The sequence below is a fragment of the Streptomyces sp. Y2F8-2 genome (assembly GCF_014905555.1).
GTDB lineage: Bacteria > Actinomycetota > Actinomycetes > Streptomycetales > Streptomycetaceae > Streptomyces > Streptomyces cynarae.
In genome coordinates this window covers 843,802-866,212 of record NZ_BNGS01000002.1, presented here as the reverse complement: position 1 = coordinate 866,212, position 22,411 = coordinate 843,802, and the positions used below count along the sequence as shown (strand labels likewise).

The following is a 22,411-nucleotide window of genomic DNA, read 5'->3' as shown; positions in this document are numbered from 1 at the left end:
CGGACCATGGTGAACGGCCGGACGGCACCCACGTAGACTGGTGGGCTGTTGTCCGGCCGAACCGTCGACACGCCGTCGTCGTGTTCGCGCCCGTTTCCCGCATTTCTGGATCTGGAGTCGCCCCCCATGCAGGCAGAACCGAAGAAGTCGCTGGTGGGGGAGGAGTACGAGGTCGAGATCGGCCCCGTCGCCCACGGCGGCCACTGCATCGCCCGTACGGCCGCCGGTCAGGTCCTCTTCGTCCGGCACGCACTGCCCGGCGAGCGGGTCGTGGCCCGGGTGACCGAGGGGGAGGAGGGAGCCCGTTTCCTGCGCGCGGACGCCGTACGCGTGCTGGAGGCGTCGAAGGACCGCGTGGAGGCCCCCTGCCCCTACGCCGGCCCCGGCCGCTGCGGCGGCTGCGACTGGCAGCACGCCAAGCCGGGCGCACAGCGCCGGCTGAAGGCCGAGGTGATCGCCGAGCAGCTGCACCGGCTCGCGGGCCTCACGCCCGAGGAGGCGGGCTGGGACGGCACGGTGGTGCCGGCGGAGGGTGACAAGCTGCCGGCGGGCGAGGTGCCCCAGTGGCGTACGCGGGTGCAGTACGCGGTGGACGCGTCCGGCAGGGCGGGCCTGCGCCGGCACCGCTCGCACGAGGTGGAGCCGATCGACCACTGCCTGATCGCCGCCGAGGGCGTCAGTGAGCTGGGCATCGAAAAGCGGGACTGGACGGGGATGGACTCCGTCGAGGCGATCGCGGCGACGGGTTCCCAGGACCGCCAGGTCATCCTGACCCCGAAGCCTGGCGCGCGCCTGCCGCTGGTGGAACTGGACAAGCCGGTCTCCGTCCTGCGCGTCGACGAGAAGACGGGCGGCATCCACCGCGTCCACGGCCGCCCCTTCGTCCGCGAACGCGCCGACGGCCGTACGCACCGCGTCGGGGCCGGCGGCTTCTGGCAGGTCCACCCCAAGGCGGCGGACACCCTGGTCACGGCGGTGATGCAGGGCCTGCTGCCGCGCAAGGGCGACATGGCGCTCGACCTGTACTGCGGCGTCGGCCTCTTCGCGGGCGCGCTGGCCGACCGGGTCGGCGAGAAGGGCGCGGTGCTCGGCATCGAGTCGGGCAGGCGCGCGGTGGAGGACGCCCGGCACAACCTCGCCGACTTCCCGCGCGTCCGCATCGAACAGGGCAAGGTCGAATCGGTCCTGCCGCGCACGGGCATCACGGAGGTCGACCTGATCGTCCTCGACCCGCCGCGGGCGGGCGCGGGCCGCAGGGCGGTCGCCCACCTCTCCTCGCTGGGCGCACGCAGGATCGCCTACGTCGCCTGCGACCCGGCCGCCCTGGCACGGGACCTGGCGTACTTCCGGGAGGGCGGGTACCGGGTGCGGACGCTTCGGGCGTTCGATCTGTTTCCGATGACGTCGCACGTGGAGTGTGTGGCGATTCTGGAACCCGCTGCAAAGCGGCCCTGACCTGCAGCTTTCTCGGGTTTCTCAGGCGTGGCCGGGTGTGCTCGACCTGTTCCCCGAAGTGCATGACGTGAAGCGCGTCGTATGCCTCACGAACGACGCTGACCTGCCGTTTCGTGACGTCGTGCCGGGTCGACGGGTGAACGTTCACCGTTACGGCGCGGACGGCGGCACATCATCTCGACGCTGAGATGACGCTCCTTCTGATGTGCTGTCATGTTCGTCCCGCTCGTCATCGAAGACGAACAGTGGCTTGGTGCCGTGTGCGGGTGCTTCGGCGAGCGTGACGGCTTCTGCGAAAGCTTCGAGCGGGAACGGCCGGCCCTGGGGGATGCTCAGCACCCCATCGGCGACGAGACCGCGCACCTGGGCCAGCGCGCGCAGCGCGTCCTCCGGCGAGGCGCTGCCGAACCAGCGGTTCAGCCAGAAGCCACGGACTTTTTTGGTCTCGTAGATGACCGAGCGCGCCTGGAGAGGGATCGTCAGCGCTGCTGGGTCGGTCTTTCGGTGGGTGGAGAGCGCGCCGTATACGACCAGCTCTCCTCCGGGAGCCAGTGCCTGGGACACTTGGGCGCCGACGGGGCCCGCGACACAGTCGGCGGCCTACCGAACGCCGGTCGGTCCCGCGATCTCAGCGACGCGCTGCACCAGGTCCTCGTCCTCTGTGCAGATGACCTCGCCTCCACCGAGCGCTGTGATCTCCTCGACAGCAGCACGTCGGCGCACGACATCGATCGTACGAATCCCCAGATGCCGGGACAGCTGGATCACGAGCCGGCCCACTGTGGAGCCGGCGGCGGTCTGCAACAGCCATTCGCCCGGCTGTACGTCGAGTTCGCGCGTAACGAGGAGCAGCGCGGTCAATGGATTGACGGCGAGTTGACAGGCGGTGGAGTCGCTCAGATGGTCGGGGACCGACAGCAGCCTGCGCGTGTCGGCGACGAGGTATTCCTGCCAGGTGCCTGCCACAGGGGGTCCGGGTACAGCCGGGATCGCGGCGGCCACCACGCGCTCACCGACCTTCAGCCCTTCGGTTTGCGGGCCCAGGTCCGCGACACGGCCCACGCACTCCATGTAGCCCCCGACAGCGGGAAACTCCGGCGAGAAGCCGTAGCGGCCGCGCAGCACGTGCAGATCACTCGCGTGAACCGGGGTCGCCTTCACACGGATCAACGCCTGACCGGCGTCCGGCGTGGGAACAGGCCGGGATTCCAGCCGCAGGACATCGGTGGGCTCGCCGGCCGCTACGGCTACGAGCGCGCGCATGGATCGAGGGATGAGCGGCCTTCCGTCTCTCGGTCCGCGAGAAATTCGGCAAAGGCTTCAGGCGGCGATGCTGAGGTGGGCGCCCTGGCCGCTGGCGAGGCTGTGATCGGCATCGGACTCCTCCAACCCCTTACCGACTCAAACAAGGCGAGCATGTAAGTGCTCTGGGTTCATAGGTCTGCCGAGGCCCGTGCTCGTGCCTTGGACCCGCTCGCTGCAGCACGAGTTCGGACAGGCATCCGTCACTTCACGCTACGCCCGGCTTCGGGAAGGCTCTCGGCGGCGGAACATGACCACGGAGCAAATTCCCGGTGACGCCGATCCGAGACTTCGTATCAGCTGTTCGTGTCGGCGTCGCCGTCATTCGGCGGGTCTCTCTGTTTCCTGCCGCTCGGAGGGGAGCCGTCCCCGTGCTCTTCCAGCAACTCGAGGAGCGCCGCGTCCGCTCTTCTCTGATCTTCCTTCGTCAGCTCGACCGGTGCGTTGTTGTAGACGGTGTAGCGATCCGGATCGATGATGTTGGCCGCTCTCAAGGTGAACGTCAAAAGGGGGCGCCAACCCTTGCGGTGGCCGACCCGAACTTGTAGCTGGGCCTTGTAGTCACGGGCCTCCGGGAGGAATCCGGAAAACGGTGCGTCGAACTCGAGGAAGAGTTGTTGCGCTTCTCTGCCGGGCACGACGAATCCGGCGGGCAGCTTCGCCTCCTCGTCCGGCCCCGGTTGGAGCCGGGGCGGGGAGGACACCCACAGGAGGGGCAGATGAGAGGCGGGTTCATCAGGGAAGGTCAGGATGAGGTCCTGCACGACGATCGGTTTGGGACCGGTGTTGTGCAGGACGAGAGGCAGTCGTAGGCGTGCCGTGGAACCGTGGACGATCGCCGCGAAGGAATGAGGTTCCCACGCCTGCAGGCGTCCCTGTCGGGCGTTGAGCCACCAGAACGACGCGACGGTGAAGAGCAGTGCGCAGACTGATACCACACTGGCGCCGGTAAGCGATGAGGACGCGATCTGATCCGCCGCGACCATCAGCGGAACCACAGAGTCAGTCTGCCAGCCCCGCCGTGGGCTCGCTAACAGGACGAGTGGCCGCCGACAGTCTCCCGGAACGGGTCAGAGGCCGGCGAGGAATACGAGATACCAGGCGACCAGGGCCGCGCATGTCACGGCGGGGAGGAGCTTGGTCAGCCCGTCGCCCCTGCGTACGTGCATCGTCACGGCACCGGCGAGCAGCGCCAGCAGTCCGATGCCGGCCAGGCCGCCGCACAGCGGTACGACCGGGCCGAGGGCCACGCCTATGGCGCCCGCCAGCTCCAGCCCGCCGATGACCCGGTAGGCCGCGGTGGTGAAGCCGGCGTGGGCGGCCAGCTCGGGCATCGGACCCAGGGCCAGGATCTTGGCCACGCCCAGCAGGGCGAAGATCAACGCGATGAGACAGGTCAGCGAGGCGGAGAGGATCACGAGACGCCCTCGGGGGTGTGCGGACAAGGGGCCTGGCGGCGTTCGGCTCCCAGGCCGGCGAAGTAGGCGATCAGGTCGGGGTTGTCGACCGCGGAGGGGTTGAGGACCTGCTCGGCGGGGGCGCCCTGAAGGAGGCGCTTGACCGGGACCTCGAGTTTCTTGCCGGTCTTTGTGTGCGGGATGGCCGGCACGGCGAGGATCTCGTCGGGGACATGGCGGGGGGAGGCGCCGGCGCGGATCGCGTCGCGGATCTTCTCGCACAGGGCATCGTCCAGGACGTTCCCGTCCGTGAGGACGACGAAGAGCGGCATCCAGTAGCCGCCGTCGGGTTCCTCCGCGCCGATGACGAGGGCCTCGGTGATCTCGGGGAGTCGTTCGACGATGTCGTGGATGTCGGCGCTGCCCAGGCGTACGCCGTTGCGGTTGAGGGTGGCGTCGGAGCGGCCATGGACGATCACCGAGCCGTGGGAGGTGAGAGTGATCCAGTCGCCGTGCCGCCACACGCCCGGGTAGGCGCTGAAGTAGGCGTCGCGGTAGCGGCTGCCGTCGGGGTCGTTCCAGAAATACAGCGGCATGGAGGGCATGGGCCGGGTGACGACCAGTTCGCCGACCTGGTCGACGACCGGCCGTCCCGCGCCGTCGTACGCCGCGAGCGCCACGCCGAGGTTGGGAGCCGACAGTTCACCCGCCCACACCGGGGTGGTGGGGGCGCTGCCGGCGAAGCCGGAGACGACGTCCGTGCCGCCGCTGGTGGAGGCCAGCTGGACGCCTGCGCCGACGTGGTCGCGGACCCAGGGGTAGGCGGAGGCCGGCAGGGTGGAGCCGGTGCAGCCGATGACGCGGATCGCCGAAAGGTCGTGCACGGCGGGGTCGACGCCGAGCTTGGCCATGGCCAGCAGGTACTGGGGACTGGTGCCGAAGACGGTGACCTTGTGGCGGGCCGCCAGCTCCCACAGGACGTCCGGGCGCGCCACCGGAGCGGGGCTGCCGTCGTAGGTGCAGGTGGCGGCACCGGTCAGCAGGGTGGAGACGACCAGGTTCCACATCATCCAGTGGGTGGTGGTGTACCACAGCAGGCGGTCACCGACGCCGAGGTCGCACTGCAGGCCGAGGGTCTTGAGGTGTTCCAGCAGGACGCCTCCGTGGCCGTGGACGATGCCTTTGGGTAGCCCGGTGGTGCCGGAGGAGAAGACGATCCACAGCGGGTGGTCGAACGGCACCGGGGTGATGGTGAGGTACTCGGTGCGGCCGGCCGCGTCCTCCCAGGGAACCGTCAGCCTCGCGGCCCGGGACGCGGGCCACGCAAGACCCAGGTGGTCCACGAGAATCGTGGCCTTGAGCGTGGGCAGGGCGGCGGCCAGGTCGAGGGAGGCCGCGCGGCGGTCGTGCGCGGTGCCGTTGAAGAGGTAGCCGTCCGCGGTGATGAGCACCGTGGGTTCGAGCTGGGCGAAGCGGTCGGCTGCGGCTTTGGGCGCGTAGTCCTGGCCGCACACGGACCACACCGCGCCCAGGCTGGCGGTGGCGAGGAAGGCGATGACGGCGTGGGGGGTGTTGGGCAGGTAGCCGACCACCCGGTCGCCCGGTCCGACGCCCAGGTCGCGCAGGGTGGCCGCGACGGAGGCGACCTGGGCGCGGAGCTGCCGGCCCGTGATCTCGTAGGCGGCTCCGGTCTCGTCCAGTGCGGTGATCGCGGGGGCGTCCGGGTGCAGGTTGCGCAGTGCGTGGTGGGCGTAGTTGAGGGTGGCGCCCGGAAACCAGCGGGCGCCGGGCATGGTCTCCTCGGCCAGCACCCGCTCGTACGGAGTGGTGGCGTCGATGTCGAAGTACTCCCACGCCGCGGCCCAGAATCCTTCCAGGTCGGTGACGGACCAGCGGTGCAGGGCCTGGTAGTCGGTCGGGTCCGGAATCCCTTCGGCGCCCTGGTGCCGGGCGGCCCAGCGGGCAAAGTCCGCGATGCGGCTGCCGGCGGCCGCTTGGGGGTCGGGCGGCAGGAAGGGCTCCGGACAGGGCGTGGAGTGCGGGGTGGTCATGGTGTGGTGTTCCTCGTCAGGGTGCGGGCCGGGCTTCGGCGGGGCGGCGGGCCGTGTGCAGCAGGGGAGCCCAGGCGGCGGCGTCGGTGAAGTCGCCGGTGCCGGTGGGGACGGTGTCCATCACGACGCGGTCGGGGCGCAGCAGGACGGCGTCCGCCCGGCCGCGTGCCAGCCAGGCGGCCAGCGTGCCGTCGTCGTCCAAGTCGCCGACATGGATCACGGATGCGTCAAGGGCCGTGGCCACGCCCGTCATCCGTGCCGTGGGCGGCACGGCGGTCAGCACGGCGAAGGAGTCCCCGAGGATGTCGTCGAGGCGCTCTCGCCTGCCGTCGACGATCACCCAGGGTTGCGGGCAGAAGGTGCCGGCCAGTGAGCGGCCGGTCAGCCGGGGGCGGCGTCGTACCAGCGGATTGGCGGTCAGTGCGGGACTGAGGTCGCGGCTCACCGCCGCGGTCACACCGGGGATGCGGCAGGCCGCGCCCACCACGGCCCGGCGGATGGCCGCACCGCGGTCCTGTCCGCCGGTCATGGCCCAGCCGACGGCGACCGCGACACGGATCACGTGGCGGGCGTGCGGCTTGCGCTCCTGCTGGTAGGTGTCCAGCAGGCGGTCGTCCGCGCCCTGCTGAAGGACGCGGGCGAGTTTCCAGGTGAGGTTGCGGGCGTCGCGCAGGCCCGCGCACAGGCCCTGCCCGATGAAGGGCGGGGTGAGGTGGGCCGCGTCGCCCAGCAGGAAGACGCGCCCACCGCGCCACCGGTTGGCGAGGCGGGCCCGGAAGGTGTATCGCGCCTGCCGGATCACCTCGAAGTCGTCGCCCCCGTGGGCAGCGGACGGCAGGTCGACCCAGGGCGCGACCAGCTCGTGCAACCGCTCCAGCCCCTCCGGGCCGTCCAAGGGCTCACCCTCGGCCAGCCGGAACTCCCAGCGGTAGCGGTCCTCGCCGACTCGCATGAAGGTGGCCGGCCGGGTGGGGCAGCAGATCTGCTCGGCGCCTTCCCAGGTGCGCACCGGCAGGCTGGTGCGCACGTCGATCACCCGCCAGCTCTCCTCGAAGTGCAGGTCCTCCCACTTCGCGCCGATGGCGTCGCGGGTGATGCTGCCCGCGCCGTCGCAGCCGAGGACGGCATCGACCCACACGTGCTCGTCCTTGTCGCTGCCGTCGCGGCGGAAGGTGACCCGCACCGGACCTGAGGCAGCGGGCGATCCGTCGCTGTCCTGGGTGACAGACACAACCTCCACCCCGCCCCACAGCTCGCACTCGGGGCGTCGGGCCAGAGCGTCGCGCAGCAGCCGTTCCAGCTCCGGCTGGTCGAACATGCTGGTCTGCGGGAAGCCGTGGTGCCCGTGCAGGGACCGCGGGAACTCGGCGATCACGCGGCGCCGGGCGTCCAGCAGCCGCAACCCGGGCGCCGGACGGGCGAGGGCGGCGAACTCCTCGTGGACACCGACGCTCTGCAGGATCCGCCGGACCTCGTCGTCCACGACGACGGCACGCGGCAGCGGGTAGACGTCCCGGTGACGTTCGAGGAGCAGGCTGCGCACCCCGTAACGGGCGAGCAGGAGCGCGGCCGTGACTCCCACAGGCCCCGCCCCGATGATCACCACCGGTCTGCGGGGTGTGGCGCTCACGTCGCGGCCCTCACAGCCGTCCGCTGCTCGCCCAGGTCGATCCGCCCGTCGGGGGTGGCGATCGTGGCGGTGACGAGGTCACCGTCGCGCAGGTACAGGGGATTCTTGGCCTGGCCGTTGAAGAACGCCTTCCACTTCAGCGCGGGCGGCAGCAGCGCGGAGATCTTCTCGACCGGCTTGGGCGGGGCCTTCAGGGCGGTGCCGCCGGGTGTACCGGTCAGCAGCAGGTCGCCCGGGTCGAGGGTCTGGAAACGGGAGAGCAGGGTGAGCGCCTGCGCGGGCCGCACGATCATGTCGGCCAGGGTGCGGTCCTGACGCGTTACACCGTTCACCGACAGCCGCAGGCGCAGGTCGATCAGACGGTCGAAGTCCTCCGGCTCCAGCAGGGCCAGGTACGGACCCGTCGGCGTGAAGGTCGGGTAGGACTTGCTCTCGTAGAACTGGGTCTTGGTCAGCTGGACGTCGCGGGCGCTGACGTCGTTGGTGAGGACGAGCCCGGCGACGTACGAAGGAAGGTCCTGCTCCTCCACAACTGTGCCCACCGGGAGCGTCGCGCCCATGACGAGGCCGAGTTCGACTTCGTAGTCGAGGAAGTTCACGTGTGCCGGGCGGACGATCGTGTCGTGCGGACCGCTGACCGAGCCGGACGCCTTGCGGAAGAAGGTGGGCGGTATGTCGCCCGTGAAGCCCGAATCCTTGGCGTGGCTGCGGTAGTTGACCATCTGGGCGACCACCCGGCAGGGGGTGGTGACCGGGGGCAGCGCCACCAGGTCGGCGACAGGCGTGCCGCTCTCGCCGGAGGCGGCGGCCTCCCGGAGGGCGGCCCGGTCGGCGAGCAGTTCGGCGGTGGTGACCGCCTTGGTCTCGATGCGGACGGCACGCTCGGTGGGGGTCCCCCCTGCTCGAGCGGAGTCGAGAGCTTGGGGGAGGACGGCCCACCAGCCGTCGGGGGTGCGCAGCACGTTGGTGCTCATGAGCTCATCGCTTTCATCAGGCCCAGCAGGCGTGCGGGGTCGAGTTCGTTGTCGTCGCGCAGGGCCGTCATGACCTCGCGGAGCTTGGCGGGGGAGGGGCTGGTGCCCAGGAAGTCGCGGGTGACGGGCGGGCCCCACTGGGCGAGGCCGCTCGCCGACATCGGTGCCCAGCCTGGTTCCAGGTCGCAGGAGAACAGGTCACCGTCGGCGAAGTGCTCCAGCATGAAGCGGTCCGGGTCCCGCCAGTAGTCGAACAGCTGGCTGCCCTGGATGTGCCGGCCGATCCCCCAGCTGCGCTGGTAGCCGCGCTCGGCGAGGTACTCGCCGCCGGCGGCGATCGCGTCGAGGTCGGTGACCTGGTAGGCGGAGTGGACGTATCCGGTGCCCGGCCCGAGGTGCAGTGCGAGGGTGTGGTGGTCCACGGGGACGCTGCCCTGGTCGCAGCGGATGAACGCCATGGTCGGCCCGCGCTCGCGCTGCCCGTCCAGGAACAGGAAGTCGGACACGATCATGCCAAGGGTGTCCAGGTACCAGTCCAGCGTGCGGGTGAACGTCCGCGTCTCCAGCACCACATGGCCGAGGCGCTGGATGCGGGACGGCTCACGGGGCGGGCGCTGGGTGGTGTTCGTACGACGGCCTTCGATGCCGGTGTTGAGGATCAGCGGCTGCTGCCCGGGCAGCGCGGGCAGCGGTTCGGCGCAGTGCACCACCCGCACCGGGAGTCCCGAGGGATCGAACAGGGCGACCGACCGGCCGCCGCCGGGGACGTCGATGTCCCGGACGGTGTGTCCGACGGCGGCGGCGAGCCGGTCCACATCGGCCCGCTCGGCCGCGCGGAACGCCGGCCCGAGGAAGCGGGACGCCCGCCCACGCCGGATGACCATGCAGGGCGAGCCCGCGAACGTGCCGCGCAGCCACAGCTCGTGATCGGTGCGGGCGGCGATCGCGAAGCCGAAGTCACGGGCGAACACCTCGGCCCGGTCCAGGTCCGGCTTCTCGAACTCCAGCCAGGCCAGGTCCGCCACTTTGATCACGGGATTCCGGGCTCGTCCGGGGTGTTCACCGCGTAGGGCGCCCTGCTCGCTGTGGAGGTCTTGGTGGGGCGTCAGAGGACCGCCCTTGTTAACGGGGATGTGGGACATGGTGTCCTCCAAGCAACACTGCCGTAATGAGGAAATCATCAACTCTGCTGTTTCTCGTCGTCAATAGGGGCAGCCCAAATAATTGAGGATCTCATCAGTAATGGCAGTGTCATCGTCGCGGCGGTTACACTGGGCCGTATGCCGACGTCAGCCCCGCCCAAGAACCGCTTCGAGCGACGCCGTGCCGAGACCCGCCAGGCGCTCGTCCGCGCGGCCCGGCAGATCCTCGCGGAGACCGGAGACACGAGCGCGAGCATCCAGGCCATCGCCGAGCGCGCCGATGTCGGCTTCGGGTCCTTCTACAACCACTTCGAGTCGAAGACGGAGCTGTTCGACGCGGCGGTGACGGACGCCCTGGAGGAGTTCGGGCAGGTCATCGACGCGCGCGTGGAAGGCATCGACGACCCGGCCGAGCTGGTCGCGGCCGGCTTCCGGCTCACCGCCCGGATGGCCGACTCCCACCCGGAACTCATGCGGATCCTGCGCGACCGCGGCCTGTCCCACATCCACTCCGACCGCGGCCTCGCCCCACGCGCCCTGCGCGACCTGGAGATCGGCATCGCCTCGGGCCGCTTCACCTGCGGCAACGCGACCACCGCCCTGTCCGCCCTGGGCGGCACCCTGCTGTCCCTGGTGGCTCTCCGGCTGGACCGCCCGGACCTCGACGGCGACGAGACCGCCTCCGACCTGGCCGAGATGGTCCTGCGCATGCTCGGCCTCGCTGCGGACGACGCCCACGAGGTCACCCGTCGCTCGCTGCCCGAACTCGCCCGATGACCTCCTGCACCTGAAGCGCGGCCCTCTGTGGTGCTACGCCAGCGGCGACGAGGAACGCGGTTGCCGCGGCCTCACCCGTAGGGTCCGCCCACGGGCATGCGGCGTTCTCCTCGGCGAGGGCCAGCATGAGTGCCTCCAGCGCTTGGGCGAGGACAGGTGCTGCAAGGTGGTCCGCGAAGGCGCCTTCGCGCTGACCACGTCGTAGGGTTGCGACGGCTTCTGCGCGGGCCGGTGCCCAGGGTGGTGCGGATCGCGTCCTCTCCCAGGTGGCGCCGTCCCAAGGCGATGAGCATGCGGTAGTGGTCGCCCACCGTCCATGCCGCCAGCACCATCCGTGTCATCGCCTCGACCGGGTCGGCATCCGCGGTACGGGTTCCGGCGAACGCCTGCCGGAGTTCACGGCCTGCTTCCTGTGTCAGGTCGGCGATCAGCGCATGCCGGCTGGGGAAGTGTCCGTAGAGGGTGCGACGGGCGGCGCCGGCCGCCTGAGAGATGCTGTCGAGACTCGCGTCCGGGTCCTCCCGCAGTTTCCGCCGGGCGGTCGCGAGGATGCGTCGGCGGTTGGAGTGAGCATCCTTGCGCTGCACAGTACGGCCCGGGGTGTCGGTCGTCTGCATGGTTCTTTCTCTCCGCGGTTGCCGGAAAGCCGTGGGCGCCGGTGCTCCCTCACGCACCGGCGCCCACTCACCCCTGCCCAGGGTGGCTTGTCGTCCTGCTGACGGCGTCAGGGGACGAGGATGAGGCGGATCGGGTCGCCGATCTTGTTCTCCAGTCGGTGGACGGCGTCGGCGGCCTCGATGAGCGGGATGTGGTCGGTGATGGAGGGGGCCAGGTCGAGGCGGCCGGCCGCGGTCAGCTGCACCAGCTCGGAGACGGACTCGGGGAAGCCGCCGTAGTGGCCGCGCACCTGCTTCTGCAGGTAGTTGAAGGTCAGGCCCTCGGTGATGGTCAGTGGCCGGGGTGTGATGCCGACCAGGATCAGGGAGCCGCCCAGGCCGAGCACGGAGGCGGCCTGGTCGCGTACGGCGGGGACGCCGGCGCAGTCGAAGGCGAAGTCGAGGCCGCGTCCGCCGGTGGCTGCGCGGACCTGGTCGGCGAAGTCGGGGGCTGCCGGGTCGAGCGCGAGGTCCGCGCCGAAGGCCAGGGCGCGCTCGCGGGCGCTGGGCAGTGGGTCGATGGCGATGATCGGGGCGGCGCCGACCAGGCGGGCGAGGCGTACGTTGTGGGCGCCGACTCCGCCGACTCCCCAGACGCCGACGGACTGGGCGGCACGGACGCCCGCGGTGGCGACGACGGCGGCGTAGGGGGTGGAGACCGCGTCGGGGATGATCGCGGCCTGGTCGAAGGGGAGGCTGTCGGGGATGGGGATGAGGGTGTCCTCGCGGGCGATCACGTACTCGGCCCAGCCGCCGTCGTAGTCGATGCCGGCGGTGAGCATCTGGGTGCAGGGGCGGTGGCGCACGCATCCGGCGCACTTGCCGCAGGTCTTGCCGGCCTCCAGGGTGACGTGGGTGCCGACGGCCAAGCCGCGCTTGAGGTCGGGGCCGAGCGTGTGGATCACACCGGAGACCTCGTGGCCGACGGTGATGGTGTCGGAGGTGGCGAACAGCGGGACGAGGGAGCCGTCGAGCAGGTGGACGTCGGAGAGGCAGACGCCTGCGGCCTTGACCTCGATGAGGACCTCGCCCGGGCCCGGCACGGGGATCGGGACTTCCTCCACGGCGAACTTCTTGCTGTCCAGGTGGAAGCGTCCGGCGAGCATGGTGTCCATGGTGATCTGCTTTCTGTGAGCGGCACGGCCCGGTGGTTCGGGCCATGGGTGCCATGGGGTGTCTGAATGGCTGGTGGGGCCGGGAGGCGTGCGGGGAGGCAGGACGTCCGCACGCCTCCCGGCGGCTGGGGCCTGCGCCGGTCAGGCGAAGACGTCCTGCTGGTAGCGCTCGTCCGCTTCGAGCTGGGCGAGCCACTGCTGGGCCCTCTCGTCGTCGCTGCCGGTCTTCTGGCGGTGGATGGCGGCGAGTGCCTCGCGGACGGCGGGGGCCATGCGGCGGCCGTCACCGCAGACGTAGATGTACGCGCCGTCCTCGATGGCCTGCCACACCGTGTCGGCGGCATGGGCGATGGCGTTCTGCACAAAGCGGGCCGGGTGGCCGGTCACCGCGGAGAAGGCGGTGTGGATCTGCGCGATCCCGGCCTGCTCCCAGTCCTGCATCTCCTGCTTGTAGAAGTAGTCGTGCTCCGGGTGGCGGCAGCCGACGAAGACCTGCGACGCGCCTACCTGGGTGCCGTTCGCGTGCTGTGTCGCCCGCTCCTCCAGGAAGCCGCGCAGCGGCGCGATGCCGGTGCCGGGGCCGATGAGGATCAGCGGCGTGGCGGGGTCGGCGGGCGGGGCGAACGTCGGGGAGGGGACGCGGACGTAGCCGTAGACGACGTCTCCGGGCTCGAGGGCCGCGATGTAGGCGGAGCAGGTGCCGCGGTACTGGCCGTCGCCGGACAGGGCCGGGCCCTCCAGCAGGCCGACGGTCAGGCGCACGTGACGCGGGTTGGCCGACGGGGCGGAGGAGATGGAGTAGAAGCGCGGGCGGATGGGGCCCATCATCTCCAGGAAAACCGCCAGCGGCAGCTCGACGGCCGGGAAGCGCTCCAGCAGGCCCAGCACCGAGATGCGCTTGCCGAGGATCTCCTTCTGGTAGCGCTCCTCGGCCTCCTGGGTGTCGGCGGTGTACGCCTGGAGCTGCGGCCGGGTCCACGGGCACTCGGTGTACTCGGCGAGCGTCTGGATCTGGGACCGGGTGGCCACGTCCTGCAGCTCCAGGAACTCGGTGAGCAGGATGCCGGCGGTGACCGGCGTGCCGACCGGCAGGTGGGTACGGCCACCGGCCGGCTGGTCGAGCCGGAGCACCTGGTCGTACTCGACGCCGAGCCGCCTCAGTGCGCGCTCCACCAGGGCGAGTTCGTTCTTGGCGAAAACGGCCAGGTGGTTGCCGGTGTCGTAGGTGACGCCCTCGGGCAGCTCGAAGGTGATGGACTTCGCGGACGGGCGCGGCGGCTCGATACTGAAGTCCCACAGGCCGGTCGCGTCGGCCACGAGTTCCTCGTTGGCCACCACGGTGAGCGGGTACGCCTGCTCGGAGACGATGGCGGGGCGCACGTCGGACTCGGTGAGCAGTTGGACCTGGTAGCGCGGGCCGCTGGCCTGGGAGGTGTCGGCGGCGTACTCCTCGGCCAGAGTGGCCCACAGGTTGTCCATCCACCGCGTGGCCATGCCGTCGAAGTCACCGGCGGCGTCCGCGATGCCGCGCTCGACGATGGGGGTGGCGCCGGCGGCCAGCAGACCTTCCTCGACCCGCTTGGGGAATGCCTGGTAGGTGGCCACCCATTGGGTGTTGCCGGCGCCCAGCAGCGCGTACCGCACGTCCGCCAGCGAGCCCTCGGGCAGCCCGGCGGCGAGCAGGTCGTCGAAGCGCTGGGCGTTGTCGGGAGCCTTGCCGTTGTAGCTGGCGGCCACGACGGCGAGCAGGCCCTCGGAGGGCAGGTTGTCGCCCAGCTCGTCCAGGCTCACCAGCGTGGTGCCGAAGCCGGAGCGCTCGCCGCGGTCGGCGATGGTGCGGGCCAGGTCCTCGCACGAGCCGAGGCTGGAGCCGTAGGCGACGGTCAGGTTCACCCCGACGCCGCTGACCGCTGCCTGCGCCTGCGTGTCGCCGGTCTGCCGGTCCGCGGCGCCGAAGACGGTCCGCTCGTGCTCCTGACGGCGACGGACGATCAGCTCGAAGTTGCCGGGCTTGCGCGTCAACGCCTCCCGCACGTCCATCTTGTAGTCGCTGGTGTCCGAGAGCTTGAACTTCTGCAGCACCAGCGCCAGGGCCAGGCGGGCCTCGGTGAGCGCGAACTGCCGGCCGATGCAGGCACGCACACCGTTGCCGAACGGCTTGTAGGCGTGCGGGTGCTGCTGGGCGCGGTTCTCCGGCAGCCACCGGTCGATGTCGAACTCGTCGGGACGGTCCCACGCCTTGGGGTGGGTGTGCAGGGGACCCTCGAGGATGTTGACCCGCGTGCCCTTCTTGAGAAGGTAGCGGCCACCGATGACGGTGTCCTCCAGCGGGGCCTTGCCGAACGCCGGGATGGGAGCCCACAGGCGCAGGGTCTCGTCCAGGATCCGCGGGATGACGTCCAGCTGCATGATCGTGTCGTAGTCCGGGACGGTGTCACCGGGCAGCAGGCGGTCCACCTCGGCGTACGCCTGGGCCAGGACGTGCGGGTTGCGCATCAGCGAGTACGTGGCGAACGACAGCAGACCACTGGTGGTCTCGTGGCCGGCGATCAGGAACGTCAGCACCTGGTCGCGGACGTTGTCGTCGGCCAGCAGCTTGCCGGTTTCCGGGTCCGTGGCCTCCAGCATCAGGCCCAGAAGGTCCTCCTCACCGGTGCCCTTGCCCTCGCGGCGCTCCTTGATCACGCTCTCGACCAGGTCCTGCATCAGCCGGATGTTGTCGCGGTACTTCCGGTCGTCCGCCTTGCGGAGCCTGGTCATCATCGGCAGCTCCTGCGAGCGCCGCAACGACTCGATCAGCGCCTCCAGCAGCGCGTTGAGGAAGGGGTGCAGCTCCTCCTTGTCGAAGGACTTGAACCGGTAGCCGAACCCCGACAGGGCGATGGTGTCGAGCGTCAGGCGGGTGTAGTCGTCGGTGATGTTGACCGGCTGACCCTCCCGGCGCTCCCACTTGCCCGCCAGGTTCTGGGCGATCTCCAGCATCTGCCCGAAGTACGCCTTCATGGCCCGCTGGCTGAACGCCGGCAGCAGGACACGGTGTGCCATGCCCCATTCCTCTTCGTACTGGTGGGCCGTGAACAGGCCCGCCCCCGCGAAGTCCCGGACGTGGTGCAGCGGCGTCTTGTCGATCTGCTTGAAGAACCGCGTCTCGTCGCAGACCTCGGCCACCAGGTCCGGGTCGTAGACGAAGACCTGCTCGATGCCGGCGATGTCCATGCCGTAGATGCCCTCGGGGAACTGCTTGGACAGCTCACCGAAGTACTCCACCGGATTGCTGTCGGGGATCTGCGGCGTGTTGCCGAGGAGGGGGATCCCGCGCGGGGACCGGATGGGGTGAAGGTCGTTCGCGGAGTGCGTGGTCATGTCTTGCTCCTCTGCGGAGGGGGTGGAGGGGGATGGGCAAGGGCGCGCTGCGTAGGTCGATGCCGTGGCGCCGTACAGAAACATACGTCGTATGGAACTTGAACCATACGGGGTATGGAAAGTGGAGCGCAACCCCGGTAGCCCGGGTGAAGCTGTGGTGAAGCTCATTTCCGTACCGTGTACGGAACTGGTACCGTACGGGGTATGGAAAAGAAGGTGAGGCGTCCCCCGCGGGGAACGAGGAAGAGAGACGTGCCTCTGACGGAGGCCGGGATCTATGCCGCCGCCCTGCGGCTCATCGACGAGGACGGGGTCGAGGCGCTCACCATGCGCAAACTCGCCACCGCGCTCGACGCGAACCCGATGTCGCTGTACCACCACGTGCCGAACAAGGAAGCCGTGCTGCGCGGCGTGACGAGAATGGTCGGAGCGCAGTTCCGCACCGTGACCCTGGAGGACGCTCCCTGGCAGGAGCGGATCCGTCTGCTCGCCACGGACTTCCGGACGCTGGCGCACCGTCACCCTAAGCTGCTGGCGTACTCGTTCAGCCACCAGCCGGACTTCATCCAGCCCGACGACCCGTTCTGGACCGCCCTCACCGCCATCGTGGCCGCTGCCGGTGTGCCGCAGTCAGAGGTCTCGGAGATCGCCGCGCTGATGGTCGCCGTCGTCATCGGTGTCCTCACCGCAGAACTAAACGGCGCTCTCCATCAGTGGTCGACCCTCAAGTCCCACGGCCCTGAATCCGACGAAGACGGGGCCGCGGACGCAGACCCTGGCTCTACGAGTGCGGCCCCCGAAGGCCCTGACCAGGACCACATGTTCCGCCTCGTGATGGACACGCTGATCACGGGCCTGGAAAGCCGCCTCACCGCCGGTCGTGACGGCCGGCATGCCGGCCATTGAGCTAGTCAGCCTGAGACGCTGCGCCCCAGGCGCTGGCGCCTGAGGCGCGCCCGCAGTCGGGCGATCTCAGGCTGCGACACACGGGAGCCACCCCGTCACATCGGGTGAGACCGCCCGGCGGGGTGGTTCCACATCCAGCCTCTACACGGCAGCCGCATGCCGACGCTGAACCGTGAAATGACCATGGTCGTCGGCTTGTTCCTGGTCTCCCTCCTGAGGGGGAGACCGTCGGCCTCGTCGAGCTGCATCATCCGCGTTCACCGAGGCGGCTACGCCGCCGAGTGCTCCCGCCCGTGAGCGCGAAGTGTCGCCCCGTACCGGATGAGACCTACCCGATCTCTCGATCCGTTCTTTTCTCTCTTCCTCCATCCCCCATTCGCTGTCCGGAGGACTGCCCCCATGTCCCAGAACGCCACCGTCGCTGCTTGCGGCGCCGAGACCACAGCTGAGAATGTGCCCGACCTGTCGCACCGGCGTCGCTGGTGGATTCTGTTGGTCATTTCCCTGTCGATGCTGATGGGTGTCCTCGACGGCACCATCGTGAACATCGCCCTGCCGTCCGCCCAGCACGACCTGGGCTTCTCGGACGCCGACCGGCAGTGGGTGGTCACCGCCTATGCGCTGGCCTTCGGCAGCCTGCTGCTGCTCGGCGGCAGGGTCGCAGACCTCGTCGGGCAGAAGGTGACGTTCCTGGTGGGTCTGGCCGGCTTCGCGGCCGCTTCCATGGTGGCAGGCGCGGCGAACGGTTTCGCCATGCTCGTCATCGCGCGCGCCGTCCAGGGCCTGTTCGCCGCCCTGCTGGCCCCGTCGGCCCTGTCGGTCCTGATGACCACCTTCACCGATCCGCGCGAGCGGGCGAAAGCTTTCACTGTCGCGGGATCGGTCGCCGGTGCCGGCGGAGCCATCGGCCTGATCCTCGGCGGCGTGCTGACCCAGTACCTGGACTGGCGCTGGACCATGTACGTCAACGTGATCTTCGCGGTGGTGGCGTTCGTCGGTGGGGCAGCCCTGCTGCACCGCACCCCGCGTGACACGACCTCCAAGCTCGACGTCCCCGGCACTCTGCTGGCCTCCATCGGACTGTTCTGCCTGGTCTACGGGTTCTCGAACGCCGAAACGCACGGCTGGGGCTCGGTGGCGACCTGGGGCATGCTGGCAGTCGGCGCCGTACTGGTGGCCGTCTTCGCCCGGTGGCAGAGCAGGGCGGCGTCTCCGCTGCTGCCCCTGCGGGTCCTGCTGGACCGTAACCGCGGTGCCTCCTTCGCCGCCCTCTTCGTCACCGGCGCGGGCATGTTCGGCGTGTTCCTGTTCCTGACCTACTACCTGCAGCAGAGCCTCGGCTGCAGCGCTCTGGACACCGGCTTCGCCTTCCTGCCCCTGATCGTGGCCTCGTCGTCCGCCTCCGCGGCGGCGAACAACGTCCTGGTGGCGCGCGTAGGACCGACGCCGGTGGTCCCGCTGGGCATGGCCATTGCGGCCGCCGGGCTGATCTGGATGACCAAGCTGGACCTGAACAGCGGATACGTGACGCAGGTACTGCCCCAGCTGGTACTCGTCGGCATCGGGCTGGGCACGGTCATCGCGCCCGCCATGAGCCTGGCGACCTCCGGGGTGGCGGCCGCCGATGCCGGCGTTGCGTCGGCCGCTGTCAATACGCTTCAGCAGGTGGGCGGCTCCATTGGCATCGCCTTGCTCAGCACGATGGCCTCCGACGCCGCCACCGGCTACCTCTCCGGCCGCAATCCCAAGAACCCCGGCGTGCTGGCTCAGGCCGGCCTGGAGGGCTATTCCACGGCCTACTGGTGGTCGGCGGCCGTCTTCGTCACCGGCCTGGTCGTCACCGCCCTGCTCTACCGCCGGGGTGTGCCCCAGCAGAACGGGAACGCTGCATCCGTCGTGCACATGTAGTGGGACAAGCAGTGCTTTTAGGGCCCACCTTCGAGGGGGGCGAACAGGGTCTTTGCGGCTCCCCTCCCCTGCGCAATGGATGTCCCATCGTGGCTGCGACTCGGGTTCTATCAGCGGAAGGTGTACCAGGCGGAAGATCGAACAGATCCGCGTCTATTGCGCAGTCGTGAGGCCATGGTCGCGGCGGCCACCGCGTTGCTCACGGAAGGTGGGCTGGAGGCCGTGACACATCAAACGGTTGCGACTCGTGCCGGCGTGGGCAGGACAACCGTCTACCGGCACTGGCCGAGCCTTCTCGACCTCCGCCTGGCCGCGTTGGAGGCCGGCATGCCCCCTCTCCCTCCGGTACCCGAGGAGCTTCGGGCCGCTTCGGCAACGATCCGCGAGCGGAGCTCATCTACCGTCTAAACGTGCTCGCCGAGCGTTGGGACGACGAGCAATCGGGGGCCGTCCTTGCCGCGGTCCTCGGGAGCTCACGGCACGACGAAGGTATGCGCCGCCTTCGGGAGTCACTGCTGAACCAGATCGCCGACGCCCTGTGTCCCGCGGTTACCACAGCCGTCGAGCGCGGCCAGCTCCGGCTCGACGTCACCCCCGACCATTCGCCATGGCCACCGCCGGGCCGCTGTTCTTCGAGCGTTTCTTCGTCGGGCAGCCGCCCGTCCCAGTAGCCATCCATGAGTCGAGCAGTTCAGCAGGTTCGGCCAGCACTCCGGCTGACCCCAACTCGGCCGTCGTCCACCAGCGGGCTTGCGGGGCGAGCGCGAAGCGGACAAACGGCGGCCAGACTTCCGCTGCAGGGCGCACCACGACGACGTAAACGCCTTCAGGTGCGTCCCTGCGGCAGAGCCTGCCGATGAGCGGCGAGCTACGGAGCGCGGGAAGGTGGGCGATGCGACGCAGGTAGCGGGTTGCCGCGTGACGGCTGGTCTCACCGGGGCGGGTCGGCCGCGGAGTCGCGGCGAACATCCTGACCGAGGCCGGCATCGACCCGGCCGCCCTCGACGCCCCGACTGCGGATATCCACTCACCATGGCGGTGAACACCGAGGCGCAGACGTCCGTGTGCCTGCCTCGGGTCGCACCCTGACAGGACTCACCCTTCGGCGAGGAAGTGCGTCAGCAACGGGTCGAAGTCGCTGTGGCCGAGCTCGGCCCCCCGGGGCACCACTGCCTCCGTTTCCTGCAGGAACGCCTTGAATTCCTGCGCTGGGGCCTTGAGCAGGGCCGTACCGGACGGCGGGTTGAGAAGGATGTACAAATCGCGGCTGCCCTCCTCGCCGGTGGGCCATATGCGAACGTCTCCCTCGCCGGCGGGGCCCTCCAGACCGTCGATCAGCAAATCGCGCCCGGTGATCCATTCCACCGGCTCGTCGCTGTCGACATCGGTGGTGAATGCGGCATGGACCGCATAGGGATCACTCGGCTCGTACCGCAGGTTCATGATCATGGGCAAGGACGTCGCATGCATGCCGACAAGCTTCACAGGTAGCCTCTGGATCACAGTTCTCAATGACTTCACTGGTCATACTCCTGGTGCTTCGAGTCATCCGGGGAGGGCCACCGGAAGGGCTGTCGTCGGATTCAAAGGGGCTGCACAGAGACGCGGTTACTGCGAGGACCGGGGGCGGCACGGTGACACCCGCAGGAGCAGTTCTTCGTGCCGTCGCAAGGGCGCCCAGCCGACGGGAGCAGGCGAGGCCACCACTGCCGGCCGGGGCCATCACGGAGATGTGGCCAACGGTGGTTGCCGGACAAAGGGCGCCCTTGGTGTCAGCGATCGACGCTGTACCGGTCGTGGTTGTAGTGAACCGACTCGTCACGGTCCCCACCTCGACGCGGGCCGTGGTTGCCGGGGCCCGGTCACGCAGGGCAGAGCCGTCCTTGGACCGGAACGGCACGCTGTCCGAGTCCGAGGAGACGCACATGACCACACAGGTGCCCTGCTTATGGGTCGGTATCGATGCCGGCAAGGGCCACCACTGGTGGGTCGCCATCGACGACACCGGAACCACCATCGCAGGGCCGCCGGATACCGGCCCTTCTGGCCGCGTCACTCGTCGCAGGCCGATCGTCAGCGCAAGGGAGAGTCCACGGTGGGCGTCAGCAGGGTCTCGTCGAGGCCGACGATCTCTTTGATGTCGAAGCCCTCCATGTCCGCGCGGAATTCAGGACTCGACAGGTATGCCTCCAGCCGCTCCTGCACGTCCTCGGCGTCCTTGTAGGAAACGAGGGCGTACAGCCGGGGGGTGTCGCTTCCGGGCGCCGCGGGCACCGTCCAGACGCCGTGGGTGGTGATCCGGTGCTTGGCCATACCGGGAATGTGCTGGGCCCAGATCTTCTTGTAGGCGGAGAGCGCGTCGGAGCTGCGCAGGGTGTAGACGCGAAGCTGGTACTGGGGCATGACACTGGTTCCTTTACTTCTGAGCACGGATGGTCGGCGGTCAGCCTCGGGGGAGGAGGTGTGCCAGTTCGGCATCCCAGTCGATGAGTCCGGACTCGGTACCCCGTGGCACCAAAGCCTGGGTGTCCTGAAGGAAGGACGAGATGTCCTGCACGGGGACCTCGAGCAAGGCGGTGCCTCCGGAAGAACCGAGGGCGATGTAGATCGACTCGTCACCCCGCCCTGCGGCCGACCAGATCCGGACGTCCGCGTAACCTGCGGAACCCTCCAGACCGTCAGCCAGAAGATCCCGCCCCAGGACCCATTCGACCGGCTCGTCGCTGTGGACGAAAAAGGCGGCACGGACGACGTAGGGATCAGCAGGCTCGTACCGCAGCCGCATGCACAAGGGCTGTGTGTAGGTGCGCGAGACGACGAGCTGCGCGATCACCGCCCGAACCACGGTCCTCGAAGACTCCATGGGCATTCACTCCAAGGCACCCTCCTTGCCTCGGCTGCGCCCCGGCGCTCGTGGCGACAAGCACGCATCGAATCAGGAGGTGTTCAGCAGGGCCCGGGCGCCGGACAGCATCGGCGGACCGCGCGGGTCGTGGCGTCGCGGCAGTTGGGCGACGCGCGCCTGTGGCACGAGGTGGTGCCGCAGGCAGGTTCAGAGGGGAGCAGGGAGCAGGCCCTCGCTGGATCACCCGCCCGGGCGGCGGGCAGGGGACCGCTGATCCGTGACCAGCGGTCGCATCCCTGCCGCCGACAGGCATCAAGGCGAGGGGTACAGCCTCCGCTCAGGGGCACAGGCGGGACCCGTCCTATTGGTCACCGTGGTTCCGGTCGTAGTGGTCCCAGCCACCGTGGTTCCGGTCGTAGTGGTCCCAGCCGAAGTAGTCCCGGTCACCGCGATTCCAGGGATGGTGGTCCCAGCCCCGGCCGTCGCTCTCGTAGCGGTTCCAGTCGAGCCGGTAGGACCTGTCGGACTTCCATCCGCGCCGCTCATCGTCCCAGCGGTAGCAGCGACCGTCGCGGCTGTGCCAGAGGGAGCCGGCGACATGGTCGTCGTGGTGCCAGCCACGCTTTCCGTCCCAGCAGTAGCCCTGCTCGATCAGGTAACCCACGCCGTGGTCCCAGCGGTAGTCGGTGAGGTTGACCTCGGCCGACCGCTGGACGTGCACAGAGGCGGGAGTCGCGGCCGAAGCGGTGCCCCCGGCACCGACAACGGCGACACCCGCGACCGCCACGGAGGAAACGGCGACAGCAATCCGCTTCGTGAGCTTCTTCATGATCTTTCCTTCCGGTTGGTGCGATCTGCACCAACGGCTGCTTTTGCAGGCGATGTGAGGC

19 protein-coding genes and 1 pseudogene are annotated in these 22,411 nt (G+C 69.5%); 6 read left to right on the top strand and 14 right to left on the bottom strand.

Annotated features, from left to right (window positions below; genetic code table 11):
• Positions 1–126 precede the first annotated feature (126 nt).
• Positions 127–1,455: a class I SAM-dependent RNA methyltransferase gene (locus tag SY2F82_RS09240; RefSeq protein WP_200418469.1), complete on the top strand. Its 1,329-nt coding sequence runs from the start codon at positions 127–129 to the stop codon at positions 1,453–1,455.
• Positions 1,456–1,605: 150 nt separating this feature from the next.
• Here the strand turns inward: SY2F82_RS09240 and SY2F82_RS09235 are convergent.
• The 8 genes and pseudogenes from SY2F82_RS09235 to SY2F82_RS09200 all read right to left on the bottom strand — a co-directional run.
• Positions 1,606–2,040 (bottom strand): annotated as a pseudogene (locus SY2F82_RS09235) (hypothetical protein); the annotation flags it as partial.
• 15 nt (positions 2,041–2,055) lie between these two features.
• A complete protein-coding gene (locus tag SY2F82_RS09230; RefSeq protein ID WP_200418467.1) occupies positions 2,056–2,718 on the bottom strand; it encodes a zinc-dependent alcohol dehydrogenase family protein in 663 nt (220 codons plus the stop codon).
• 335 nt (positions 2,719–3,053) lie between these two features.
• Positions 3,054–3,755, bottom strand: a complete 702-nt coding sequence (locus tag SY2F82_RS09225; RefSeq protein ID WP_200418466.1) for a hypothetical protein — start codon at positions 3,753–3,755, stop codon at positions 3,054–3,056.
• Positions 3,756–3,827: 72 nt separating this feature from the next.
• On the bottom strand, positions 3,828–4,175 hold the full coding sequence (locus tag SY2F82_RS09220) for a DoxX family protein (RefSeq protein ID WP_236041292.1): 348 nt from the start codon (positions 4,173–4,175) through the stop codon (positions 3,828–3,830).
• Positions 4,172–6,205: an acetoacetate--CoA ligase gene (locus SY2F82_RS09215; protein ID WP_200418464.1), complete on the bottom strand. Its 2,034-nt coding sequence runs from the start codon at positions 6,203–6,205 to the stop codon at positions 4,172–4,174. Before SY2F82_RS09215 ends, SY2F82_RS09220 begins: the two co-directional genes overlap by 4 nt.
• Positions 6,206–6,221: 16 nt before the next feature.
• The gene (locus SY2F82_RS09210; RefSeq protein ID WP_200418463.1) at positions 6,222–7,835 is read right to left on the bottom strand and encodes a bifunctional 3-(3-hydroxy-phenyl)propionate/3-hydroxycinnamic acid hydroxylase; all 1,614 of its coding nucleotides are present in this window, start codon (positions 7,833–7,835) and stop codon (positions 6,222–6,224) included.
• Positions 7,832–8,809, bottom strand: coding sequence for a fumarylacetoacetate hydrolase family protein (locus SY2F82_RS09205; RefSeq protein ID WP_200418462.1), 978 nt, complete (start codon positions 8,807–8,809; stop codon positions 7,832–7,834). The genes SY2F82_RS09210 and SY2F82_RS09205 overlap by 4 nt, the downstream gene beginning before the upstream one ends.
• Complete coding sequence (locus SY2F82_RS09200; RefSeq protein WP_200418461.1) at positions 8,806–9,951, bottom strand: VOC family protein; 1,146 nt, start codon at positions 9,949–9,951, stop codon at positions 8,806–8,808. The genes SY2F82_RS09205 and SY2F82_RS09200 overlap by 4 nt, the downstream gene beginning before the upstream one ends.
• A gap of 138 nt (positions 9,952–10,089) precedes the next feature.
• Between SY2F82_RS09200 and SY2F82_RS09195 the strand changes: the two genes are divergently transcribed.
• The gene (locus SY2F82_RS09195; RefSeq protein WP_200418460.1) at positions 10,090–10,728 is read left to right on the top strand and encodes a TetR/AcrR family transcriptional regulator; all 639 of its coding nucleotides are present in this window, start codon (positions 10,090–10,092) and stop codon (positions 10,726–10,728) included.
• A 724-nt stretch (positions 10,729–11,452) separates the two neighbouring features.
• Here SY2F82_RS09195 and SY2F82_RS09185 read toward each other — a convergent pair.
• Positions 11,453–12,499, bottom strand: a complete 1,047-nt coding sequence (locus SY2F82_RS09185; protein ID WP_200418458.1) for a zinc-binding dehydrogenase — start codon at positions 12,497–12,499, stop codon at positions 11,453–11,455.
• 141 nt (positions 12,500–12,640) lie between these two features.
• Positions 12,641–15,862 carry a bifunctional cytochrome P450/NADPH--P450 reductase gene (locus SY2F82_RS09180; protein WP_200418457.1) on the bottom strand — a complete coding sequence of 1,074 codons (3,222 nt, stop codon included), beginning with the start codon at positions 15,860–15,862 and terminating at the stop codon, positions 12,641–12,643.
• 252 nt (positions 15,863–16,114) lie between these two features.
• Here SY2F82_RS09180 and SY2F82_RS09175 point away from each other — a divergent pair, with 252 nt between their 5' ends.
• The 4 genes from SY2F82_RS09175 to SY2F82_RS38745 all read left to right on the top strand — a co-directional run bounded on the left by SY2F82_RS09175 (position 16,115) and on the right by SY2F82_RS38745 (position 19,347).
• A complete protein-coding gene (locus SY2F82_RS09175; protein WP_236041290.1) occupies positions 16,115–16,768 on the top strand; it encodes a TetR/AcrR family transcriptional regulator in 654 nt (217 codons plus the stop codon).
• A 399-nt stretch (positions 16,769–17,167) separates the two neighbouring features.
• Positions 17,168–18,676 carry an MFS transporter gene (locus SY2F82_RS09170; protein WP_200418455.1) on the top strand — a complete coding sequence of 503 codons (1,509 nt, stop codon included), beginning with the start codon at positions 17,168–17,170 and terminating at the stop codon, positions 18,674–18,676.
• 75 nt (positions 18,677–18,751) lie between these two features.
• Positions 18,752–19,084, top strand: a complete 333-nt coding sequence (locus tag SY2F82_RS39840; protein WP_374707139.1) for a TetR/AcrR family transcriptional regulator — start codon at positions 18,752–18,754, stop codon at positions 19,082–19,084.
• A gap of 2 nt (positions 19,085–19,086) precedes the next feature.
• On the top strand, positions 19,087–19,347 hold the full coding sequence (locus tag SY2F82_RS38745) for a TetR/AcrR family transcriptional regulator C-terminal ligand-binding domain-containing protein (protein ID WP_236041289.1): 261 nt from the start codon (positions 19,087–19,089) through the stop codon (positions 19,345–19,347).
• Between the two features lie 424 nt (positions 19,348–19,771).
• On the opposite strand, the gene SY2F82_RS09160 is transcribed toward SY2F82_RS38745, so the two are convergent.
• The 4 genes from SY2F82_RS09160 to SY2F82_RS09145 form a co-directional block, all read right to left on the bottom strand.
• On the bottom strand, positions 19,772–20,125 hold the full coding sequence (locus SY2F82_RS09160) for an SsgA family sporulation/cell division regulator (protein ID WP_236041288.1): 354 nt from the start codon (positions 20,123–20,125) through the stop codon (positions 19,772–19,774).
• A gap of 624 nt (positions 20,126–20,749) precedes the next feature.
• Complete coding sequence (locus SY2F82_RS09155; RefSeq protein ID WP_200418453.1) at positions 20,750–21,079, bottom strand: NIPSNAP family protein; 330 nt, start codon at positions 21,077–21,079, stop codon at positions 20,750–20,752.
• 40 nt (positions 21,080–21,119) lie between these two features.
• A complete protein-coding gene (locus tag SY2F82_RS09150) occupies positions 21,120–21,539 on the bottom strand; it encodes an SsgA family sporulation/cell division regulator (RefSeq protein ID WP_200418452.1) in 420 nt (139 codons plus the stop codon).
• Positions 21,540–21,882: 343 nt separating this feature from the next.
• On the bottom strand, positions 21,883–22,350 hold the full coding sequence (locus SY2F82_RS09145; RefSeq protein WP_200418451.1) for a hypothetical protein: 468 nt from the start codon (positions 22,348–22,350) through the stop codon (positions 21,883–21,885).
• Positions 22,351–22,411: the final 61 nt, after the last annotated feature.